This window comes from Actinophytocola sp. (genome assembly GCF_036002505.1).
Taxonomy (GTDB): domain Bacteria; phylum Actinomycetota; class Actinomycetes; order Mycobacteriales; family Pseudonocardiaceae; genus DASYTH01.
In genome coordinates this window covers 1-16,347 of record NZ_DASYTH010000220.1, presented here as the reverse complement: position 1 = coordinate 16,347, position 16,347 = coordinate 1, and the positions used below count along the sequence as shown (strand labels likewise).

16 protein-coding genes and 1 pseudogene are annotated in these 16,347 nt (G+C 72.1%); 14 read left to right on the top strand and 3 right to left on the bottom strand.

The genetic code is table 11. The features are described from left to right. The first annotated feature begins 66 nt into the window (after positions 1 to 66). The 5 genes from VGR06_RS19430 to VGR06_RS19410 all read left to right on the top strand — a co-directional run bounded on the left by VGR06_RS19430 (position 67) and on the right by VGR06_RS19410 (position 5,688). Positions 67 to 579, top strand: coding sequence for a hypothetical protein (locus VGR06_RS19430; RefSeq protein ID WP_327560516.1), 513 nt, complete (start codon positions 67 to 69; stop codon positions 577 to 579). 9 nt (positions 580 to 588) lie between these two features. Then, a complete protein-coding gene (locus VGR06_RS19425) occupies positions 589 to 843 on the top strand; it encodes an acyl carrier protein (RefSeq protein WP_327560515.1) in 255 nt (84 codons plus the stop codon). Between the two features lie 91 nt (positions 844 to 934). Beyond that, on the top strand, positions 935 to 2,143 hold the full coding sequence (locus VGR06_RS19420; protein WP_327560514.1) for a beta-ketoacyl-[acyl-carrier-protein] synthase family protein: 1,209 nt from the start codon (positions 935 to 937) through the stop codon (positions 2,141 to 2,143). Beyond that, a complete protein-coding gene (locus tag VGR06_RS19415) occupies positions 2,140 to 3,117 on the top strand; it encodes a beta-ketoacyl synthase N-terminal-like domain-containing protein (protein WP_327560513.1) in 978 nt (325 codons plus the stop codon). Before VGR06_RS19420 ends, VGR06_RS19415 begins: the two co-directional genes overlap by 4 nt. A gap of 93 nt (positions 3,118 to 3,210) precedes the next feature. Continuing rightward, positions 3,211 to 5,688, top strand: coding sequence for a hypothetical protein (locus VGR06_RS19410; protein WP_327560512.1), 2,478 nt, complete (start codon positions 3,211 to 3,213; stop codon positions 5,686 to 5,688). 78 nt (positions 5,689 to 5,766) lie between these two features. Here VGR06_RS19410 and VGR06_RS19405 read toward each other — a convergent pair whose 3' ends face one another. Further along, positions 5,767 to 6,576, bottom strand: coding sequence for a dienelactone hydrolase family protein (locus tag VGR06_RS19405; protein ID WP_327560511.1), 810 nt, complete (start codon positions 6,574 to 6,576; stop codon positions 5,767 to 5,769). A gap of 163 nt (positions 6,577 to 6,739) precedes the next feature. Between VGR06_RS19405 and VGR06_RS19400 the strand changes: the two genes are divergently transcribed. From VGR06_RS19400 to VGR06_RS19375, 6 genes are all read left to right on the top strand, one after another. Further along, positions 6,740 to 8,203 (top strand): NAD(P)H-hydrate dehydratase, encoded by a 1,464-nt coding sequence (locus VGR06_RS19400; protein ID WP_327560510.1) that lies wholly within the window; start codon positions 6,740 to 6,742, stop codon positions 8,201 to 8,203. A gap of 8 nt (positions 8,204 to 8,211) precedes the next feature. Next, positions 8,212 to 9,345, top strand: a complete 1,134-nt coding sequence (gene alr / locus VGR06_RS19395; RefSeq protein WP_414637299.1) for an alanine racemase — start codon at positions 8,212 to 8,214, stop codon at positions 9,343 to 9,345. Next, entirely contained in the window at positions 9,342 to 10,427 is a 1,086-nt protein-coding gene (locus tag VGR06_RS19390) for an alpha/beta hydrolase (RefSeq protein ID WP_327560508.1), read from the top strand. The genes alr and VGR06_RS19390 overlap by 4 nt, the downstream gene beginning before the upstream one ends. Continuing rightward, on the top strand, positions 10,424 to 10,903 hold the full coding sequence (gene tsaE / locus VGR06_RS19385) for a tRNA (adenosine(37)-N6)-threonylcarbamoyltransferase complex ATPase subunit type 1 TsaE (protein ID WP_327560507.1): 480 nt from the start codon (positions 10,424 to 10,426) through the stop codon (positions 10,901 to 10,903). Before VGR06_RS19390 ends, tsaE begins: the two co-directional genes overlap by 4 nt. Positions 10,904 to 10,994: 91 nt before the next feature. Further along, positions 10,995 to 11,717 carry a DUF899 domain-containing protein gene (locus tag VGR06_RS19380; RefSeq protein WP_327560506.1) on the top strand — a complete coding sequence of 241 codons (723 nt, stop codon included), beginning with the start codon at positions 10,995 to 10,997 and terminating at the stop codon, positions 11,715 to 11,717. After that, positions 11,717 to 12,058 carry a YciI family protein gene (locus tag VGR06_RS19375; RefSeq protein ID WP_327560505.1) on the top strand — a complete coding sequence of 114 codons (342 nt, stop codon included), beginning with the start codon at positions 11,717 to 11,719 and terminating at the stop codon, positions 12,056 to 12,058. The genes VGR06_RS19380 and VGR06_RS19375 overlap by 1 nt, the downstream gene beginning before the upstream one ends. A gap of 61 nt (positions 12,059 to 12,119) precedes the next feature. Here the strand turns inward: VGR06_RS19375 and VGR06_RS19370 are convergent, their stop codons facing one another. Then, a complete protein-coding gene (locus tag VGR06_RS19370) occupies positions 12,120 to 13,310 on the bottom strand; it encodes an RNA polymerase sigma factor (RefSeq protein WP_327560504.1) in 1,191 nt (396 codons plus the stop codon). Between the two features lie 50 nt (positions 13,311 to 13,360). Here VGR06_RS19370 and VGR06_RS19365 point away from each other — a divergent pair, with 50 nt between their 5' ends. From VGR06_RS19365 to VGR06_RS19355, 3 genes are all read left to right on the top strand, one after another. Then, the gene (locus VGR06_RS19365; protein ID WP_327560503.1) at positions 13,361 to 14,407 is read left to right on the top strand and encodes a DNA adenine methylase; all 1,047 of its coding nucleotides are present in this window, start codon (positions 13,361 to 13,363) and stop codon (positions 14,405 to 14,407) included. A 36-nt stretch (positions 14,408 to 14,443) separates the two neighbouring features. Continuing rightward, on the top strand, positions 14,444 to 15,136 hold the full coding sequence (locus VGR06_RS19360) for an HAD family hydrolase (protein WP_327560502.1): 693 nt from the start codon (positions 14,444 to 14,446) through the stop codon (positions 15,134 to 15,136). Between the two features lie 136 nt (positions 15,137 to 15,272). Next, a complete protein-coding gene (locus VGR06_RS19355) occupies positions 15,273 to 15,434 on the top strand; it encodes a hypothetical protein (RefSeq protein WP_327560501.1) in 162 nt (53 codons plus the stop codon). Positions 15,435 to 15,515: 81 nt separating this feature from the next. Here the strand turns inward: VGR06_RS19355 and VGR06_RS19350 are convergent. After that, positions 15,516 to 16,214: pseudogene (locus VGR06_RS19350) on the bottom strand (carboxyl transferase domain-containing protein); the annotation flags it as partial. Positions 16,215 to 16,347: the final 133 nt, after the last annotated feature.

Below are 16,347 nucleotides of genomic sequence, written 5' to 3'. Positions count from 1 at the left end.
CCGAGCAGCGCACGGAGGAAGCCGGCACCTTCTGCGGCTGAGCCGGAGCGAACAAGGAGCTCAACAGTGAGCGAGGAGAGGGCCAACGCCGCGCTGGCGCGGCTGTCCCAGATCAGCACCGAGATGACGGCCCGCCGCGAGCTGCGGGACCGGGCGGCGGAGGCGGCCAGGGCCGCGTCCAAGGAGAGCATGCTCAAGATCGGGCCGGTGGCCGAGAAGGTGGCCGAGCACCTCGGCGAGCTGGGCCGGCGGCAGCGCGAGGCCGGCGGCTGGGCCACCAACAAAACCATGGCGGACAAGGACAACCTGCTCGGCTTCGGGCCCGAGGAGGACACCGGCGAGCACCCGCTTCCCGGCTATGTCATGCCCTCCACGTCGGGCAACCACGAGGAGGACAAGATCGGCGTGCTGGCCGAGGACGACGAGCACCCCGAGCCGGCGCAGACCCCGGTGCGGGCGGCCGAGCCGGCCCCGGAGCCGAAGGTGGACCTGTTCACCCCGCGCGGCGGCGGCCGCCGGCGTGCCCCGGACCCCGAGGACGACGACTTCTCTACCACCTCCTCCTGGCTCGAGAGCTGAGGGCCCGGCATGACACCGTTGGTCGCCGAGCGGGCCGGCGAGATCAGGTCCGTGGTCTGCCGGGTGCTCGAGGTGGACGACGCCGCGGTGACCGAGACCGCGCTGTTCGTGGACGAGCTCGGCGCGGACTCGATGAAGCTGCTCGAGCTGCTGGCCAACCTGGAGATCGAGTTCGACGTCGAGGTGGACGAGTCCGAGTTCCCCCGGCTGATCAACCTCCAGGGCGTCTACGACGTGCTCGGCGCCGCGCTCGACAACAGGTGAGCGAGCTTGCGAGCGAACCATTGAGCACTGCCCTGTTACCGGGCTTGCGAGGAGACAGGGCAGGCGTCACCGAGCTTGCGAGGTGAATGGCGTGAGCTCGCACCGGGTCGCGGTCACCGGGCTCGGTGTGGTGTCCAGCATCGGGATCGGGGTCGCGGAGTTCACCGCGGGGCTGCGGGCCGGGCGCAGTGGCGCGCGGCCGATCAGCCGGTTCGACACCACGGGTTTCGCGCACGCCAACGGGTGCGAGGTGGTGGACTTCCAGCCGGAGCACTGGATCCGGCGGGTGCCGGCGGCGGATCTCGGGCGGGCGGGCCAGTTCTCGGTGGCGGCCGCGCGGATGGCGGTCGAGGACGCCGGGCTCGATCCGGCGGCGCTGGCCGCACAACGCGGCATGGTCTCCATCGGCACCACGGACGGCGGCTCGGACAGCGGCGAGCGGGTCGCGGAGTCGCTGGTGCGGTCGCGTCCGGTGGATCCCGCCGCGGCCCGCCGGACGCCGGCCGCCGGGCTGTCCGTGCCGGTCGCCCGCGAGCTCAAATTGTCCAATGTGGACATATCGACGATCGCGACGGCGTGCGCCGCGGGGAACTACGCGATCGGTGCCGGGTACGACGCGGTGGCCGCCGGTGCGGCCGGCTTCGCGCTGTGCGGTGGGGCGGACGCCTTGTGCCGCATGACGTTCACCGGCTTCTACCGGCTGGGGGCGGTGGACCCCGAGGCGTGCCGGCCATTCGACAGCGACCGGCACGGCATCCTGACCGGCGAGGGTGCCGGCGTGCTGGTGCTCGAGCCGCTGGAGTCCGCGCTCGCCCGCGGCGCGCGGGTGTACGCGGAGGTGCTCGGTTACGGACTGAACTGCGACGCCTTTCATCAGGTCGCGCCGGATCAGGGCAGCGTCGCGCGGTGCATGAGCCTGGCGATGGCCGACGCCGGTGTCCGACCGTCCGATGTGGACCTGATCTCGGCGCACGGCACCGGCACGAAGGCCAACGACCGCACCGAGTGCGCCGCCATCCGCGAGGTGTTCGGCGACCGCCTGCCGCGCACCGTGTCGATGAAGTCCATGCTGGGCCACACGATGGGCGCGGCCAGCGCGCTTGCCGCGGCCGGCTGCGCGCTGGCGCTGACGCACGGGTTCATCCCGCCGACGATCAACCACCGGGAGACCGACCCGGAGTGCGGGATCGACTGCGTGCCCAACGAGGCGGTCCAGGCCGACCTGCGGGTGGTGCAGAACAACGCGCTGGCGTTCGGCGGGAACAACGCGGTGGTGCTGTTCGGCAGGCCGGACCGGTGAGAATCACGGCATGGTCGGCGATCTCGCCGTTCGGCTACGGCCGCGCGGCGTTCCTCGAGGGCCTGCGCGCCGGCCGTCCCAGCTACCAGGTCCCGGGCTTCGACATCGCGGAACAGTTGGGCGCCAAGGGAACCGGCTCGATGGACCGGTCGAGCGCGCTGGCCGTGGCCGCGGTCGGCGCCCTGCTGAAGGACGTGGCGACGGACGCGTCGACCGGGGTCGTGCTGGGTACCACCAGCGGCAGCACGGCCACCCAGTTCGCGTTCACCCGGGAGTCGCTGGTGCGGCGCAAGCCCTACTTCGTCAACCCGGCGCTGATGCCGTTCGCGCTGATGAACAGCGCCGCGGCGCAGTGCGCGATCTGGCACGGGCTCACCGGCCCGAACACCACCGTCGCGAATGGACGGATGTCCGGGCTGGTGGCGCTGCGCTACGCCGGCCGGCTGCTCGCCGGCGGGCGGGCCAGCGGGCTGGTGTGCGGCGCGGTCGAGGAGCACGGCGAAGAGCGGGCGCTGCTCGAGCGGCACCTGTCGGGCGCGGAGAACCAACTCGGTGAGGGCTGCGCGGTGCTCTTCCTCGAACCGGCCGGACCGGGTGGCGGGCTGGCCGACGTCGTGGCCGTGGACACCCGGCTGGTCGTCGACGAGTCCCCGCACCGGACGCTGGCCGGTTGCCTCCGGCAGGTGCTGCGGGACGCGGAGGTGACGCCGGGCGCGGTGTCCGCGGTGGCGGTCTCCTCGTCCGGCGACGTGGAGCGGGCGGCCGTGGAGGAGGTGCTCGGCGGGATGCCTACGATGGTCGACCCGGCACTGCTGACCGGCGACACCGGGGCGGCCACCGGCGTGTTCCAGATGGCCGCGCTGCTCGGGCTCGCCGGCGACGGTGCGGGATGGGCGGTGGCGACCTGCGCCGACCGGGACGGAATGGTCGGCTGCGCGTTGCTTCGTTTGCTCGGCAAGGATGTGGCCGGGTGAGTAGATTCTGTGCAAAAGCTATGGCACCGGACGCTGGGGCGGAGCGTCGTAGGGCCGAACCGCGTACCCGGAAGCTGCTGACAAGGGGATGTCGTGAGCAAGTCGTGGGCTGAAGTCAAGCAGATGCTCGATGACCCGTACGTCTCGGCGGACACCAAGCAGCGCCTGCTGGGTTCGTACATCGTCGAGTCGGGCGACGACTCGAGCGAGGTGCACCAGTACTCGGACCGGTACCAGCCCGACATCGACTTCGGCGACTACCAGTCGACCGACGAGAACTTCAAGGATGCCCAGAACGAGACGAGCCAGGCCGGCTACCACGACCGGGCGGTCAACCAGCAGGTGCAGAGCCAGCAGGGGCAGCTGCAGGGTATGCAGGCGCCGGCCCCGGGCGGCGGGGGTGTGTCCACCTCTGACGAGATCTTCGACCTGGCCAAGCCGGCGCTGGAGGTCTTTCAGCGCTTCGTGCCGATCGACGCGAAGGTGCCGGGCGACTCCCGCGGTGTCGACGCCCCGCTGGACTACAACCGCGACATCCAGACCCGGTTCGACGAGCAGCGCGGCATCAACTTCAAGAAAATGCTCGAGGAAGCCGACCGCCTGACGAAAGCCCACACGGCGCTGGCCGGCCTGCAGTCGACCACCGAGTCGGAGCTCAACAAGCTGTACCAGAAATGGTCCGGCCCGGCGGCGAACGCCTCCTATGAGCACTACACCAAGCAGATCGAGCCGAACTCCAAGGATCTGCTGTCGTATCTGGAACACGGGCCGAAGGTCATCACCGAGACCGTCAACAAGGTCTACGAGCAGTGCAAGACAAAAGCCGAGCAGGTGATGCGGCTGTACCGGCAGACCATCGGCTCGGCCACGCCGGAGATCGCCGACAAGGTGATGACGCTCGCCCGCGGGGAGTTCAACGACCAGGACCAGATCCTGCCGGTGGCGGCGTGGGTGGACTCGGTGTGCGGGTCCAACCTGGAGGAGCGCATTCGCGAGGACAACTGCGGGCTGAACGACGGAAACAAGCAGTACACCATCGAGCAGTGCAAGAAGTGGATTCGCGAGTCCTTCAACGCCGAGTTCTGGGGTGGCAACGGGGGCATGGGCATCGCGAAGCAGTTCGACAACATCTGCAAGGACACCGCCGAGGCCGTGGACGCGGCCTGGCAGGAGATGGACAACTACCTCAAGGGTTACGAGAACAAGTTCCAGCAGGCCGGCGGCGCCGTGAACCAGCCGGGCACCGGTACGGGAACGGGCACCGGAACTGGGACCGGGACGGGTACCGGTTATCCGGGATACGGGACCGGAACCGGCACGGGAACGGGGACCGGCACCGGTTCGACCCCGCCGTACACGCCCACGCCGCCGCCCGGTACCGGCAATGGCACAGGTACCGGAACCGGGACGGGCACGGGCACGGGCACGGGCACCGGCGGCGCGCCTTCGATACCGCACGTCCCGATCCCCGGCACCGGCGGGTCCGGCGCGACCGACCCGTCGCTGGCCCGGCCGCCGGGCGGCACCGACCCGTCGTTCTCCCCGCCGCCGGGGGGCAGCCAGATCCCCGGCATCGGGACACCCGGTGGCACCGGGGCGAGCGGTGCGGGCTCGGGAGCCGGCGGGGGCGGGATGCCCTCGGTGCCGATCCCGGGCGGCACCGGCGGCATGGGGTCCGGTGGTGGCCTGGGCGGTGGTCTCGGCACGGGCACCGGTGGCCTGCCCGGCGGCATCCCCGGGGCGCACGGTGACCGGCAGGTGTCCATCCAGGACGGCAACCGGAAGTTCACCATCGGCGAGCCGGACGCGAACGGCCGCAGCAAGCTCACCATCGACGACGGCACCGGCAAGCCGAAGACCTACGACCTGGACTTCGGCGACGGCAAGGACAAGCTGCCCGGTGCCATCCCGGGCGTCGGGACGGACGGCGCCGAGCTGGTCAAGGCCGGCGCGGACGGCAAGGCGGTGATCCACGACGGCAACACCACGATCACCGCGGAGCGCGTGCCGGGCCACCCGGACCAGATGAAGCTGACCGTCGACGACGGCACCCCGCCGCCGAAGACCTACACCGTCGACTTCAACGACGACAAGCTGCCCGGTGCGACCCCGCCACCGGGCTCGAGCTCGCTGCCGTCGAGCCACCTCAGCAGCGTCGGCGGGAGCAGCATCCCGTCCGGCGGCCACAGCTTCGGCGGTGGCGGAGGCGGTGGAGGCGGCGGCCTGACCGGCGGCTCGGTGCCCGGCCACGATGGCACGTCGGGCGGTTCGGGCGGCGGGCTCGATTCCGGGGCGTCCACCGGCGCCCAGTCACCCGGCCAGACCGACCAGCGCGTCGCCGCCGCGGCCGGCGGCGTGCCCCCGGCCGGCCACACCGGTCAGGGCGGCCCCGCGGGCGGCATGCCGATGGGCGGCATGGGCGCGGGCGCCGGCCAGGGCGGCGGCGACCAGACCCGCACCAGCAAGTGGCGCACCCAGGGCCAGCTCTTCGACGAAACCGACCCAGCCGCGCACTTCAGCGGCGTCGTCGGCGAGGACCCCGGCAACCGGGCCGGCCGCCCCAAGAAGTAAGTGCGCTCGATGCCCTGAAGGCGGCCTTCGGGACGCTGAGTGCCCTGAAGGCCGCCTTCAGGGCATGGCGCCCCAACGTCAGGCCGGGGCCGGCTGGATCGCCGCGCCCTTGACGTCCTCGGTCAGGAGCGGTTCGTACTCGGTGCGGCCGGCGAGGTGCACGAGGAAGAACGCGGTGAGCAGGGCTCGGGCGGTGCGGTGGGTTGCGGGGTCGGCCTTGCCGTGGAGGAGCAGGTTGCTCCAGTGGCGGCCTTCGGTGAAGCCGAGGTGGGTGGCTTTGGGGAGCACGCGGAGCTGGACCGGGCCGGCCCAGGCGTGGGTGATGCGCTCGGCGTTCCCCGATGCCGGCGCGACCAGGTCGCGGCCGCCGGCGAGGTGCAGGCCGGGCATGGTGCAGCGGGTGGCGGCTTCGGAGGCGTAGGGCTTGGTCTCGGCGGGGGCGAGGGTGGCCACGGCTTTGATCTTCGGGCCGGTGTCGTCGTCCATGGCGGCGGCCAGGATCGCGCACCCGCCGCCGATCGCGTGGCCGGCGACGCCGAGGCGGGCGGGGTCGACGCTGAGGTTGCCGTCGCCGAGGCGGACGCCGGTGCAGACGTCGAGCGCGGTGCGCAGGTCCGCGGCGAGCAGGCGGTGCGAGGCGAGCGGACCGGCATGGGTGGCCGGGGCGGCGACCACGATGCCCCAGGAGGCCAGGTGCCTCAGCAGCTCCCGATAGCGGGTGGGTGGTTGGAGCCAGCCGTGGCCGAACGCCACGGCCGGCAGGCCCAGCCCGGATGCGGGGGTGAGCACCAGGCCGGGCAGCCCGACCAGCGCGAGGTCGCCGCGCAGCACGGGGTGCGGGCCCTTCCGGGACAGCTCTTCCAGCAGGTGCTTGGCCTTCGGCGCCATGCCGCGACCCTAGCGCTCCGCCTCTCCGGAATTTCATGCGGTTGTTGCGTTCCGGCCGGTGGTGCGGTTGACGGGTGAGCCGTGGCTGAGTGCCGTCACGTTCCCCTGAGGTCCCGTTGGCAGGCACGAGAGTTATGCCAGGGCGCCGGTAGGCTCCTCACTCATGCGCGGAGTCTGGACGACCGAGCACGTCAAGGCCGCCGAGGAGCGGCTGATGGCCCGGGTGCCGCCCGGCTCGCTGATGCGCACCGCGGCGTTCGGCCTGGCCACCCACGCCGCCGGGATGCTGGCCCGGACCACCGGTGGCGTGGCCGGGCGGCGGGTCACGCTGCTGGTCGGTGCCGGCAACAACGGCGGCGACGCGCTGTGGGCGGGGGCGTTCCTGCGCCGCCGCTCGGTCGCGGTGACGGCGGTGCTGCTGGTTCCGGACCGGGCGCACCGGGCCGGACTCACGGCGCTGCGCCGGGCCGGCGGGCGCGTGGTGTCTACTGTGGACGGTGTGGCCGCCCTGCGGCGCGCGGATCTCGTCCTGGACGGCATCGTCGGGCTGTCCGCACGGGGTCCGCTGCGGCCGGACGCCGCGGAGCTCGTGGCGGCGATCGGCGCGCCGGTGCTGGCCGTGGACCTGCCGAGCGGGGTCGACCCGGACACCGGCGCGGTGGACGGGCCGGCGGTCAGCGCGGACGTCACGGTCACGTTCGGCTGCCACAAGCCGGTGCACATGCTCGGTGCGGGCGCGGTGCGGTGCGGGCGGGTGCACCTGGTGGACATCGGTCTGGGCCCGGAGCTGGGCGAGCCCGACCTGGTCGTGCTGGAGCCGGGCGAGGTCGGCGCGGCGTGGCCGGTGCCGGGACCGAAGGACGACAAGTACACCCAGGGCGTGACCGGGGTGGCGGCCGGCTCCGCCACCTACCCCGGGGCTGCCGTGCTGACCGCCGGCGCCGCGGTGCTGGCCACGTCCGGCATGGTGCGCTACGCCGGGGCGGCGGCGGACGAGGTGCGGGCGCGCTGGCCGGAGGTGATCGCCACCGGGTCGGTGGCCGACGCCGGGCGGGTGCAGGCCTGGGTGGCCGGGCCGGGCCTGGGCACCGGGGCGGCCGGCCGCGAGGTGCTGGCCAACGTGCTGCACGACGGTGTGCCCGCCTGCCTCGACGCCGACGCGATCACGCTGCTGGCACGCGACCCGGACCTGTGGGACGCCCGCGACCCGGACGCGGCGGTCGTGCTCACCCCGCACGACCGGGAGTTCGCCCGGATCGCCGAGCCGCTCGGCGTCACGCTCGGCCCGGACCGGGTGGCCGCGGCCGTGGAGCTGGCGAAACGGGTGTCCAGTGTGGTGCTGCTCAAGGGAAACACCACGGTCGTCGCCGATCCGGACGGCCGGGTGCTGGTGAACACCGCCCGCTCGGCCTGGCTCGCGACTGCCGGCTCCGGTGATGTGCTCTCCGGCCTGATCGGCGCCCTGCTGGCGAGCGGCCTGGATCCGTGGCTCGCCGCCGGCTGCGCGGCCTGGGTGCACGAGCGCGCGGGTTCCCTTGCCGCGGGCGGGGTTCCGACCTCGTCGTCACGCATCCTGGACGCGGTTCCGGACGCCATCCGAGCCGCCCGTGTTGCTGTGAAACCATGAACCCTGTTATGGCTGACCAGGGAGCGCCGCGGGCCGAGGTGACGGTGGACCTCGGCGCCATCGCGCACAACGTGAGGTTGCTTTCCGGCCGGGCGGCGGCTTCCGGCGCGGCGACGATGGCCGTCGTCAAGGCGGACGGGTACGGGCACGGCGCGGTGCCGGTGGCGCGGGCCGCGCTCGGCGCCGGGGCGACCTGGCTGGGGTCGTGCTCGCTGGCCGAGGCGCTGGCGTTGCGCGCGGCCGGGATCACCGCGCCGATCCTGAGCTGGCTGGAGACGGCCGGCACCGACTTCGCCCCGGCGATCGCGGCGGACGTGGACGTGACCGCGTCCGGCCCGGGCGAGCTCGAGTCCATTGTGGACGGCGCATGGCGGGCGGGGCGGCCGGCCCGGGTGCACCTCAAGATCGACACCGGGCTGGCGAGAAACGGCTGCCCGGTCGAGCTGTGGCCGTCCCTGGTGGACGCCGCAGCCGTGGCCGAGCGGGCCGGACGGATCAGCGTCGTCGCCGTGTGGTCGCACCTCGCCTGCGCGGACGAGCCCGGCCACCCGTCGATCGACCTGCAGGCCAAGCGGTTCGAGGACGCCTACCTGGCGGCCCGGGCGGCGGGGCTCGCGCCGCTGCGGCACCTGGCGAACTCGGCGGCCACGCTCAGCCGGCCCGACCTGCACTTCGACCTGGTCCGGGTGGGCATCGCGATATACGGGCTGAACCCGTTGCCGCAGAAGGAAGATCTCCGCCCGGCGATGATGTTCCGGTCGTCGGTGGCGCTCAGCCGGCGGATTCCGGCCGGTGAATCCGTCTCCTATGGACACACCTGGACCGCCGAGCGCGACACCACGCTGGCCCTGGTGCCGGCCGGGTACGCCGACGGCATCCCGCGCGCCCTGTCCGGGCGGATGGAGGTGTGGCTGGCCGGGCGGCGGCGGCCGGTCGTCGGCCGGGTGTGCATGGACCAGATCGTGGTGGACTGCGGCGACGACCCGGTGGCCGGGGGCGAGATCGTGACGCTGTTCGGCACCGGTGCGGACGGCGGCCCGACCGCCACCGAGTGGGCGAACCTCACCGGCACGATCGACTACGAGATCGTCACCGGCATGTACCGGCCCCGGATCGAACGGATCTACCTGGGTTCGCCATGAAAACGTCGCACCGGGTGGCCACCGTGGTCGGCGGCGCGATCGGGCTGGCCGCCACCGGCGCGGCGATCGCGATCACGGCCGCGAAACGCCGCGACGCCAAGGGTTCCCTCGAGGAGAAGCTCGGGTTGCTGGAGCCGGACCGGGTGCGTTCGGTGACGCTCGAGGACGGCGTGGAGATCTCGGTGGAGGAGGTTGATCCCGCCGACGGGGGCCGGCCCGAGCTGACCCTGGCGTACGTGCACGGGTTCGCGGTGAGCCGGAAGTGCTGGCACTTCCAGCGCCGGGACCTCGCCGGGTCGACCAGCCCGCGGGTCCGCCAGGTGCTGTTCGACCTGCGCTGCCACGGCCTGTCCAGCCGCGGGGTCGCCGCGTCGTGCACCATCGAGCAGCTCGCCAAGGACCTGTCCGCGGTGCTCACGTCGGTCGTGCCGGGCGGCCCCATCGTCCTCATCGGACACTCCATGGGCGGCATGACGATCATGGCGCTGGCCGAGCAGGAGCCGGAGCTGTTCGCCGACCGGATCTGCGGTGTGGTGCTGATCGCGACCTCGGCCGGGGAGCTCGGCCGGCGCGGGCTGCCCCGGCCGCTGCTGTCCCGGTACAACCCGCTGACCCGCGGTGTCGGCCGGCTGGCCGGCTGGCAGCCGGGCCTGGTCGAGTTCATCCGGGCGGCCGGCGGCGGGATCACCCGGCGGGCGGTGCGCTCGTTCGCGTTCGGACACCGCGACGTCAGTCCGGGCCTGGTCGACTTCCTGGTGGAGATGCTCGCGGTCACGCCGGTGGGTGTGCTCACCGACTTCGCCGACACGTTCGGCACGCACAACCGGTATGCCGCGCTGGCCGGGCTGCGGCCCACCCACGTGCTGGTGATCAGCGGGGACGAGGACCTGATCACACCGTTCCCGCACGCCGAGCGGATCGCCGAGGAGTTGCCGGACGCCGAACTGGTGCGGGCCCGCGGCGCCGGCCACATGGTCATGCTGGAACAGCCTTCGCTGGTCAACGACCACGTGCGGCTGCTGCTGCAGCAGTGCGTGTACGGGCCGGGCACCGCGCGCCGGAAATGGTGGCGGAGAGGATGAGCACCGCGACGACGACGGTACGGCTGCCGGCCGAGGCGGACACGCACGCGTTCGGCCGCCGGCTCGGCGGGGTGCTCGCCGCCGGGGACCTGGTGCTGCTCGCCGGGCCGCTCGGCGCCGGGAAAACCGTGCTGGCCAAGGGAATCGCCGACGGGCTGGGGGTGTCCGGGCGGGTCAGCTCGCCCACGTTCGTCATCGCCCGCGAGCACCGGGCGGCGCCGGGTGGGCGCGGCGTGCCGCTGGTGCATGTGGACGCCTACCGGCTGGGCGGGCGGCTGGACGAGCTCGACGATCTCGACCTGGACACCGAGCTGGTGGACGCGGTGGTCGTGGTGGAGTGGGGCGAGGGCATGGCCGAACGGCTCTCCGACGATCACCTGCTGATCCGCCTCGAGCCGCTCGCCGACGAGACCCGGGTGGCCACGGTGATCCCGCACGGCGCGTGGCGTGATCGCGACTGGGAGTCGATTCTGTAGAAATCTCCGGCGCGATGTCGAGTTGGCCGCTTCCCCGTTCGTAGTAGCCGGTGAGAGGGTCCGAACGGGGCCCGGACGTCACGGAGAAGTCATGGCCGTATCGCAGGTAGTGTCCCAGGAGGAGTGGCTGGCCGCGCGCAAGGCGTTGCTGGCCAAGGAGAAGGAGCTCACCCGGGCCCGGGACGCGCTGGCCGCTGAGCGGCGGGCGCTGCCGATGACCAGGGTCGAGAAGGAGTACGTCTTCGAAGGTCCGGACGGCAAGGCGACGCTGCTCGACCTGTTCGATGGTCGCCGGCAGTTGATCGTCTACCACTTCATGTTCGGCCCGGACTGGGAGGAGGGCTGCCCGAGCTGCTCGATGACCATGGACGGCCTCGGCCACCTCGCCCACCTGCACGCGCGGAACACCTCGTGGGTCGCCGTGTCCCGGGCGCCGCTGGCCATGATCGAGCCGTTCAGGGCCCGCATGGGCTGGACGTTCCCGTGGGTCTCCTCGTTCGGCAGCGACTTCAACTACGACTTCCATGTCACGCAGGACGGGTCCGTCCGGCCCGTCGAGTACAACTACCGGGACAGGGCGGAGCTGGAGCGGGCCGGGCAGACCTGGGCACTCGAGGGTGAACTGCCCGGGCAGAGCGTCTTCCTCCGTGAGGGCGAGAGCATCTACCACACGTACTCGGCCTACGCGCGCGGCGGCGACCACCTGATGAGCCCCTACAACTGGCTGGATCTCACGCCGCTCGGCCGGCAGGACGGCGCGGAGTACACGATGGACTGGGTCCGCCACCACGACAAGTACGACGGAGGCAGCTGATGAAGTACGTGGTTCTGATCGTGCAGACGGAGGCCGGCCAGCGGCTCACCGGCACCGATCGCGAGGCCTTGTACTCGGAGATCGTCGCCTGGTACGAGAAGGCGTCCGCCACCGACACGATGATCGACAGCGGTTACGAGCTGGCCGGGCCGGACACGGCGAAGACGATCCAGTCGAACGGCGTCTTCGATGGCCCGTTCATGGAGGCCAAGGAGATCCTCGGCGGCTACTACGTCCTCGAGACCGACACGATCGAGGAAGCGGTCGAGTTCTCCCAGAGCTGGCCCGGAATCGACCGCGGCTACATCACCCTGGAGGTCCGCCCGGTCGCCTCGCACTGAAGTGCGGTGAATGCGTCCTTTCTCGCGCTGGGGGTGAGGAAGGACGCATTCACCGCCCTCCTCACACGGACAAACGGCGGGCGAGTAGCTCGCGCTCCGCGGGATTGGCGGTCAGCGCGAGCGCTCGCTCGTTCGCAGTCCGGGCTTCGTCGGGGCGGTCCAGGGCGTCGAGCAGCTCGGCGCGCACGGCGTGGAAGAGGCGGTAACCGTCCAGATCGGCCGCCAGTTCATCCACTTCGGACAGTGCGGCGCGGGGTCCGATGGCGAACCGGGTGGCCACCGCCCGGTTGAGCCGGACGACCGGCGACGGCGTCAGCTCGTCGAGCCGGGTGTAGAGCAGGCGGATCTGCCGCCAGTCGGTCTCGCCGTAGGCGGGTGCCTCGGCGTGCAGCGCGGCGATCGCGGCCTGGATCTGGTACTGGCCGGGCGCGCGCATCGCCATCGCCCGGTCGAGCAGCGCCGTCGCCTCGGCGATCAGCGCGCGGTCCCACCGCTTCGGGTCCTGTTCCGGCAGCCGCACCAGCCGCCCCCAGCTGTCGAACCGGGTCGCCGCGCGCGACTCGTGCAGCAGGAGCAACGCCAGCAACCCCAGCACCTCCGGCTGCTGCGGCATGAGCGGGTGCAGCAGCCGGGCCAGCCCGACCGCCTGCGCGGCCAGGTCACGCCGGGCCGGGGTGCGCCCGGCACTGGCCAGATACCCCTCGTTGAACACGAGGTAGATCACGGTCAGCACCTCGGACAGCCGCGCGTCCAGCTCGTCCGGGTCGGGCAGCCGCACCGCGGTGCCCTGCACGGCCTTGCGCGCCCGGGTCAGCCGCTGCGCCATGGTCGGCTCGCTGACCAGGTACGCCGCCGCGATCTCCGCCGTGGTCAGCCCACACACCGCACGCAGCGTCAGCGCGATCTGCGACTCCCGGGCCAGCGCCGGATGGCAGCACGCGAACACCAGCCCGAGCAGCTCGTCATCCTCGTCCCCGGCGGCCGGCGGCGGCTCCAGCAGCGCCACCTTCACCTCGCCGAGCCGCACCCGGCGCAGCCGGTCCACCCCCTTGCGCCGCGCCGTCGTCGCCAGCCACCCACCCGGGTTCGGCGGCACGCCCTCCCGCGGCCAGTGCTCCGCCGCCTCCGCAAACGCCTCCTGCACCAGCTCCTCGGCCAGCCCCACGTCCCCCACCCGCGCCGCCAGCGCCGCCCGCAACCGCCTGGCCTCCGCGCGGTACACCCGCTCAAGCTCCGCACTGGCCCCGGACATGCCGGCCAGTCTAGGAGGTTCCACCGACAGCGGACCGCCATGATGTACCGGTGACGCGGGCCAGGGCGGAGGTCGATGCGGCGGTGGCGCGGGCAGCCGGGTTTCCCCGGCTGCGCTACATGGGCTCCAAGTACCGGCTCGTGCCGCACCTGGCCGGCGTGTTCGCCGAGCTCGGCGGCGCGACCGCGCTGGACGCGTTCGCCGGCAGCGGGGTCGTGTCGTACCTGTTGAAATGCCTCGGCTACCGGGTGACGTCCAACGACTTCCTGACGTTTCCCATCGTGATCGCGGACGCGACCGTGGTGAACCAGGAGGACATTTTGACGCCCGAGGACATCGACCGGATCTGCGGTCCGGCCGCGGACGACCGTGATTTCATCCGGTCCACCTTCGACGGTCTGTACTTCACCGCCGAGGACCGGGAATTTCTTGACACGGCCTGGTCGCATGTCGACCACCTGCCCGGCCACAAACGCGCGCTGGCCATCTCGGCACTGGTGCTGGCGGCCGCCCGGAAACAACCACGCGGCGTGTTCACCGTCACCGACCTCCGTTACGACGACGGTCGCCGCGATCTCCATCAGCCCCTCCGCGACCATTTCCGCCGGCATGCCACCACCTACAACGGTGTGGTCTTCGACAACGGTCTCACCAACAGCGCCACGTGCTCGGACGTGCTCGAGCTGAATCCGGCCGGATACGACCTCGTCTATCTGGATCCGCCCTACGCCCCGCCGCGCGACGACAACGACTACATCAAGCGCTACCATTTTCTCGAAGGGCTCTCCGTGTACTGGCGAGGTCAGAGCATCATGGAGCTGACCCGCACCAAGAAACTGGCGAAGCGGTACACCCCGTTCGCCTACAAGCACACGATCACCGAGGCCTTGCGGCGGACCTTCGCACTGTTCCGCGATTCCACCATTGTTCTGTCGTATTCGTCGAACGCCGTGCCGGACATCGCGACCATCGAGGCACTGCTGCGCGAGGTGAAACGCGGGGTCGACGTCCGCCCGGTCGACCACCGGTACTCCTTCGGCACCCACGCGGCGGCCCGGCGGCGGGCCGTGTGTGAGTACATAATCACCGGCCGCTGAGCCGGCACGCTGGCTAGTGTGGGCGGGGTGCGCGCTGTGATCTTTGACTGGGGCGGGACGTTGACGCCGTGGCGGACGGTGGACTACCTGGTGCCGTGGCGGGCGTATGCGGATGCGGTGTGTCCGGGGGACCCGGGGCGGGCGGCGGCGCTGGCCGGGGCGCTCCGGGAGGCGGAGGAGGTGCACTGGGCGCGGGCGCGGGACGAGCACCGGGCGTTCACGACGGCGCAGGTGCTGGCGTCGGTGGGCGCGCCGGTGAGTGAGGACGCGTTCACCGCGTACCGGGCGGCGTGGGAGCACGCGACGTGGACCGATCCTGAGGTGGCGCCGTTGCTGGGGGTGCTGCGGGGTAAGGGGTTGCGCACCGGGGTGCTGTCCTCGACCGCGTGGCCGGCGGAGTGGCACGAGGAGATGCTGCGCCGGGACGCCGTGCTGGACCTGTTCGACGCGCTGGTGTGGAGCAGCGACCTGGAGTACACCAAGCCGCACCGGGACGCGTTCCTGGCCGCGATGGCCGCGGTCGGCATCGACGATCCGGCCGACTGCGTGTACGTGGGCGACCGGCTGTACGACGACGTGAGCGGCGCGCAGGCGGCCGGCATGCGGGCGGTGTTCATCCCGAACAGCGAGATCCCGCCGCACCAGCTGGTCGCGGTGGACGCGCGGCCGGACGCGGTGGTGCGTCGGCTCTCCGAGCTGCCGGCCGTGCTGGAGTCCTGGCTGGTCTGAGGGCCCTTACCCGGCTTCGGGGGACCACCTGCACACCGGAGTAAGGCATCCGTGAGGCAGGTGTGCGCGATCTTCCGATGCCGGGGTGCCGGCCTCAGGACGAATCTTCACCTCGAAGCGAGAAACAACCCGAGAGGTGAGTGACATGGAGTGGACCCCCGAGGCCGTCAAGGCGGAGATGGACTACCGGCTCGAGACTGCGCGCCAGCACGCCACCGTGCGCCAGCTGCGTGAGGCCCGCGTCCGGCAGCCTTCCTGGTGGAGTCGCCTGCGCACGCAGCACGTGCGCGCCGCCTGATGGCCGCCCGACCGGACGTGCCGGGTGCGATGAATGCCCCATTCACTGCGGTAGACGCAGCGAATGGGGCATTCATCGCATTCAGGCCCCGGCGATGCCGCGCACGACACGCAGCTCGACAAGATCCTGCGGGCGCAGCCGCAGCCGCCCGGCGATGACCGGCACCTCGGCCGCGTCCCGTTTCAGGATCGCCGCCGCCAGCTCCGGGGCGATCACCGAGAAGTACGCGTCCGGCGTGATCCACGTGTTGTCCGGCGACGCCATGGCGAGCGCGCCGCCCGAGCCGCCCTCACCGATCACCAGCGTGGTGACCGGAACCTCGGTGGCGGCCACCGCGCTGAACAGCTCGGCCAGCGCCGGTCCGAGGCCGGCCCGCTCGGCCGCCGGGTCCGCGGCCGCGCCCGGCGTGTCCACGAGCGTGAGCACCGGCAGGTTGAGCCGCTCGGCGAGCCGGATCAGGCGGGTGGCGGTGCGGAACCCGGCCGGGGAGTTCGCCCTACCGGTCTGCGCGGCGAAGGCGATCGGCTGCCCGTTCCGCCGGCCGATCCCGCACACCATCCCCGGATCCACGCCGCCGCACCGGTCGCCGCTGATCGAACGGCGGGTCTCGAAGTAGTCGTCGAGATAGGCCTTCGCCCGCGGCCGGTCCGCGGATCGGGCCCGAACCACGGCTGCCCAACCGTCCTCCGCCGGAGTAAGGGAACCGAGCGGCCGCGGTACCGGTGCCGGCTCGATCTCTGCGTCCGGTTCGGGGAGCAGCTCCAGCCACTCCGCTAGCCGGGCGTTTCGCACATGAGTGAGGGTGGGCTGAACCGGGAAGGCCGGATCAGTTGATCATGGCGGTTGGGTCGGGTCGACCGCAAGCAGGTCCAGCAACCGGGCTTGGACCGGGGTGGGTTGTGGAATGATGGCT

Bases quoted from the DNA above. Each gene is read 5' to 3' on its own strand.
- VGR06_RS19425 (WP_327560515.1), top strand. From the start codon at position 589: ATGACACCGTTGGTCGCCGAGCGGGCCGGCGAGATCAGGTCCGTGGTC.
- VGR06_RS19405 (WP_327560511.1), bottom strand. From the start codon at position 6,576: ATGGCGCCGAAGGCCAAGCACCTGCTGGAAGAGCTGTCCCGGAAGGGC.
- VGR06_RS19400 (WP_327560510.1), top strand. From the start codon at position 6,740: ATGCGCGGAGTCTGGACGACCGAGCACGTCAAGGCCGCCGAGGAGCGG.
- alr (WP_414637299.1), top strand. From the start codon at position 8,212: ATGGCTGACCAGGGAGCGCCGCGGGCCGAGGTGACGGTGGACCTCGGC.
- VGR06_RS19390 (WP_327560508.1), top strand. From the start codon at position 9,342: ATGAAAACGTCGCACCGGGTGGCCACCGTGGTCGGCGGCGCGATCGGG.
- tsaE (WP_327560507.1), top strand. From the start codon at position 10,424: ATGAGCACCGCGACGACGACGGTACGGCTGCCGGCCGAGGCGGACACG.
- VGR06_RS19380 (WP_327560506.1), top strand. From the start codon at position 10,995: ATGGCCGTATCGCAGGTAGTGTCCCAGGAGGAGTGGCTGGCCGCGCGC.
- VGR06_RS19375 (WP_327560505.1), top strand. From the start codon at position 11,717: ATGAAGTACGTGGTTCTGATCGTGCAGACGGAGGCCGGCCAGCGGCTC.
- VGR06_RS19370 (WP_327560504.1), bottom strand. From the start codon at position 13,310: ATGTCCGGGGCCAGTGCGGAGCTTGAGCGGGTGTACCGCGCGGAGGCC.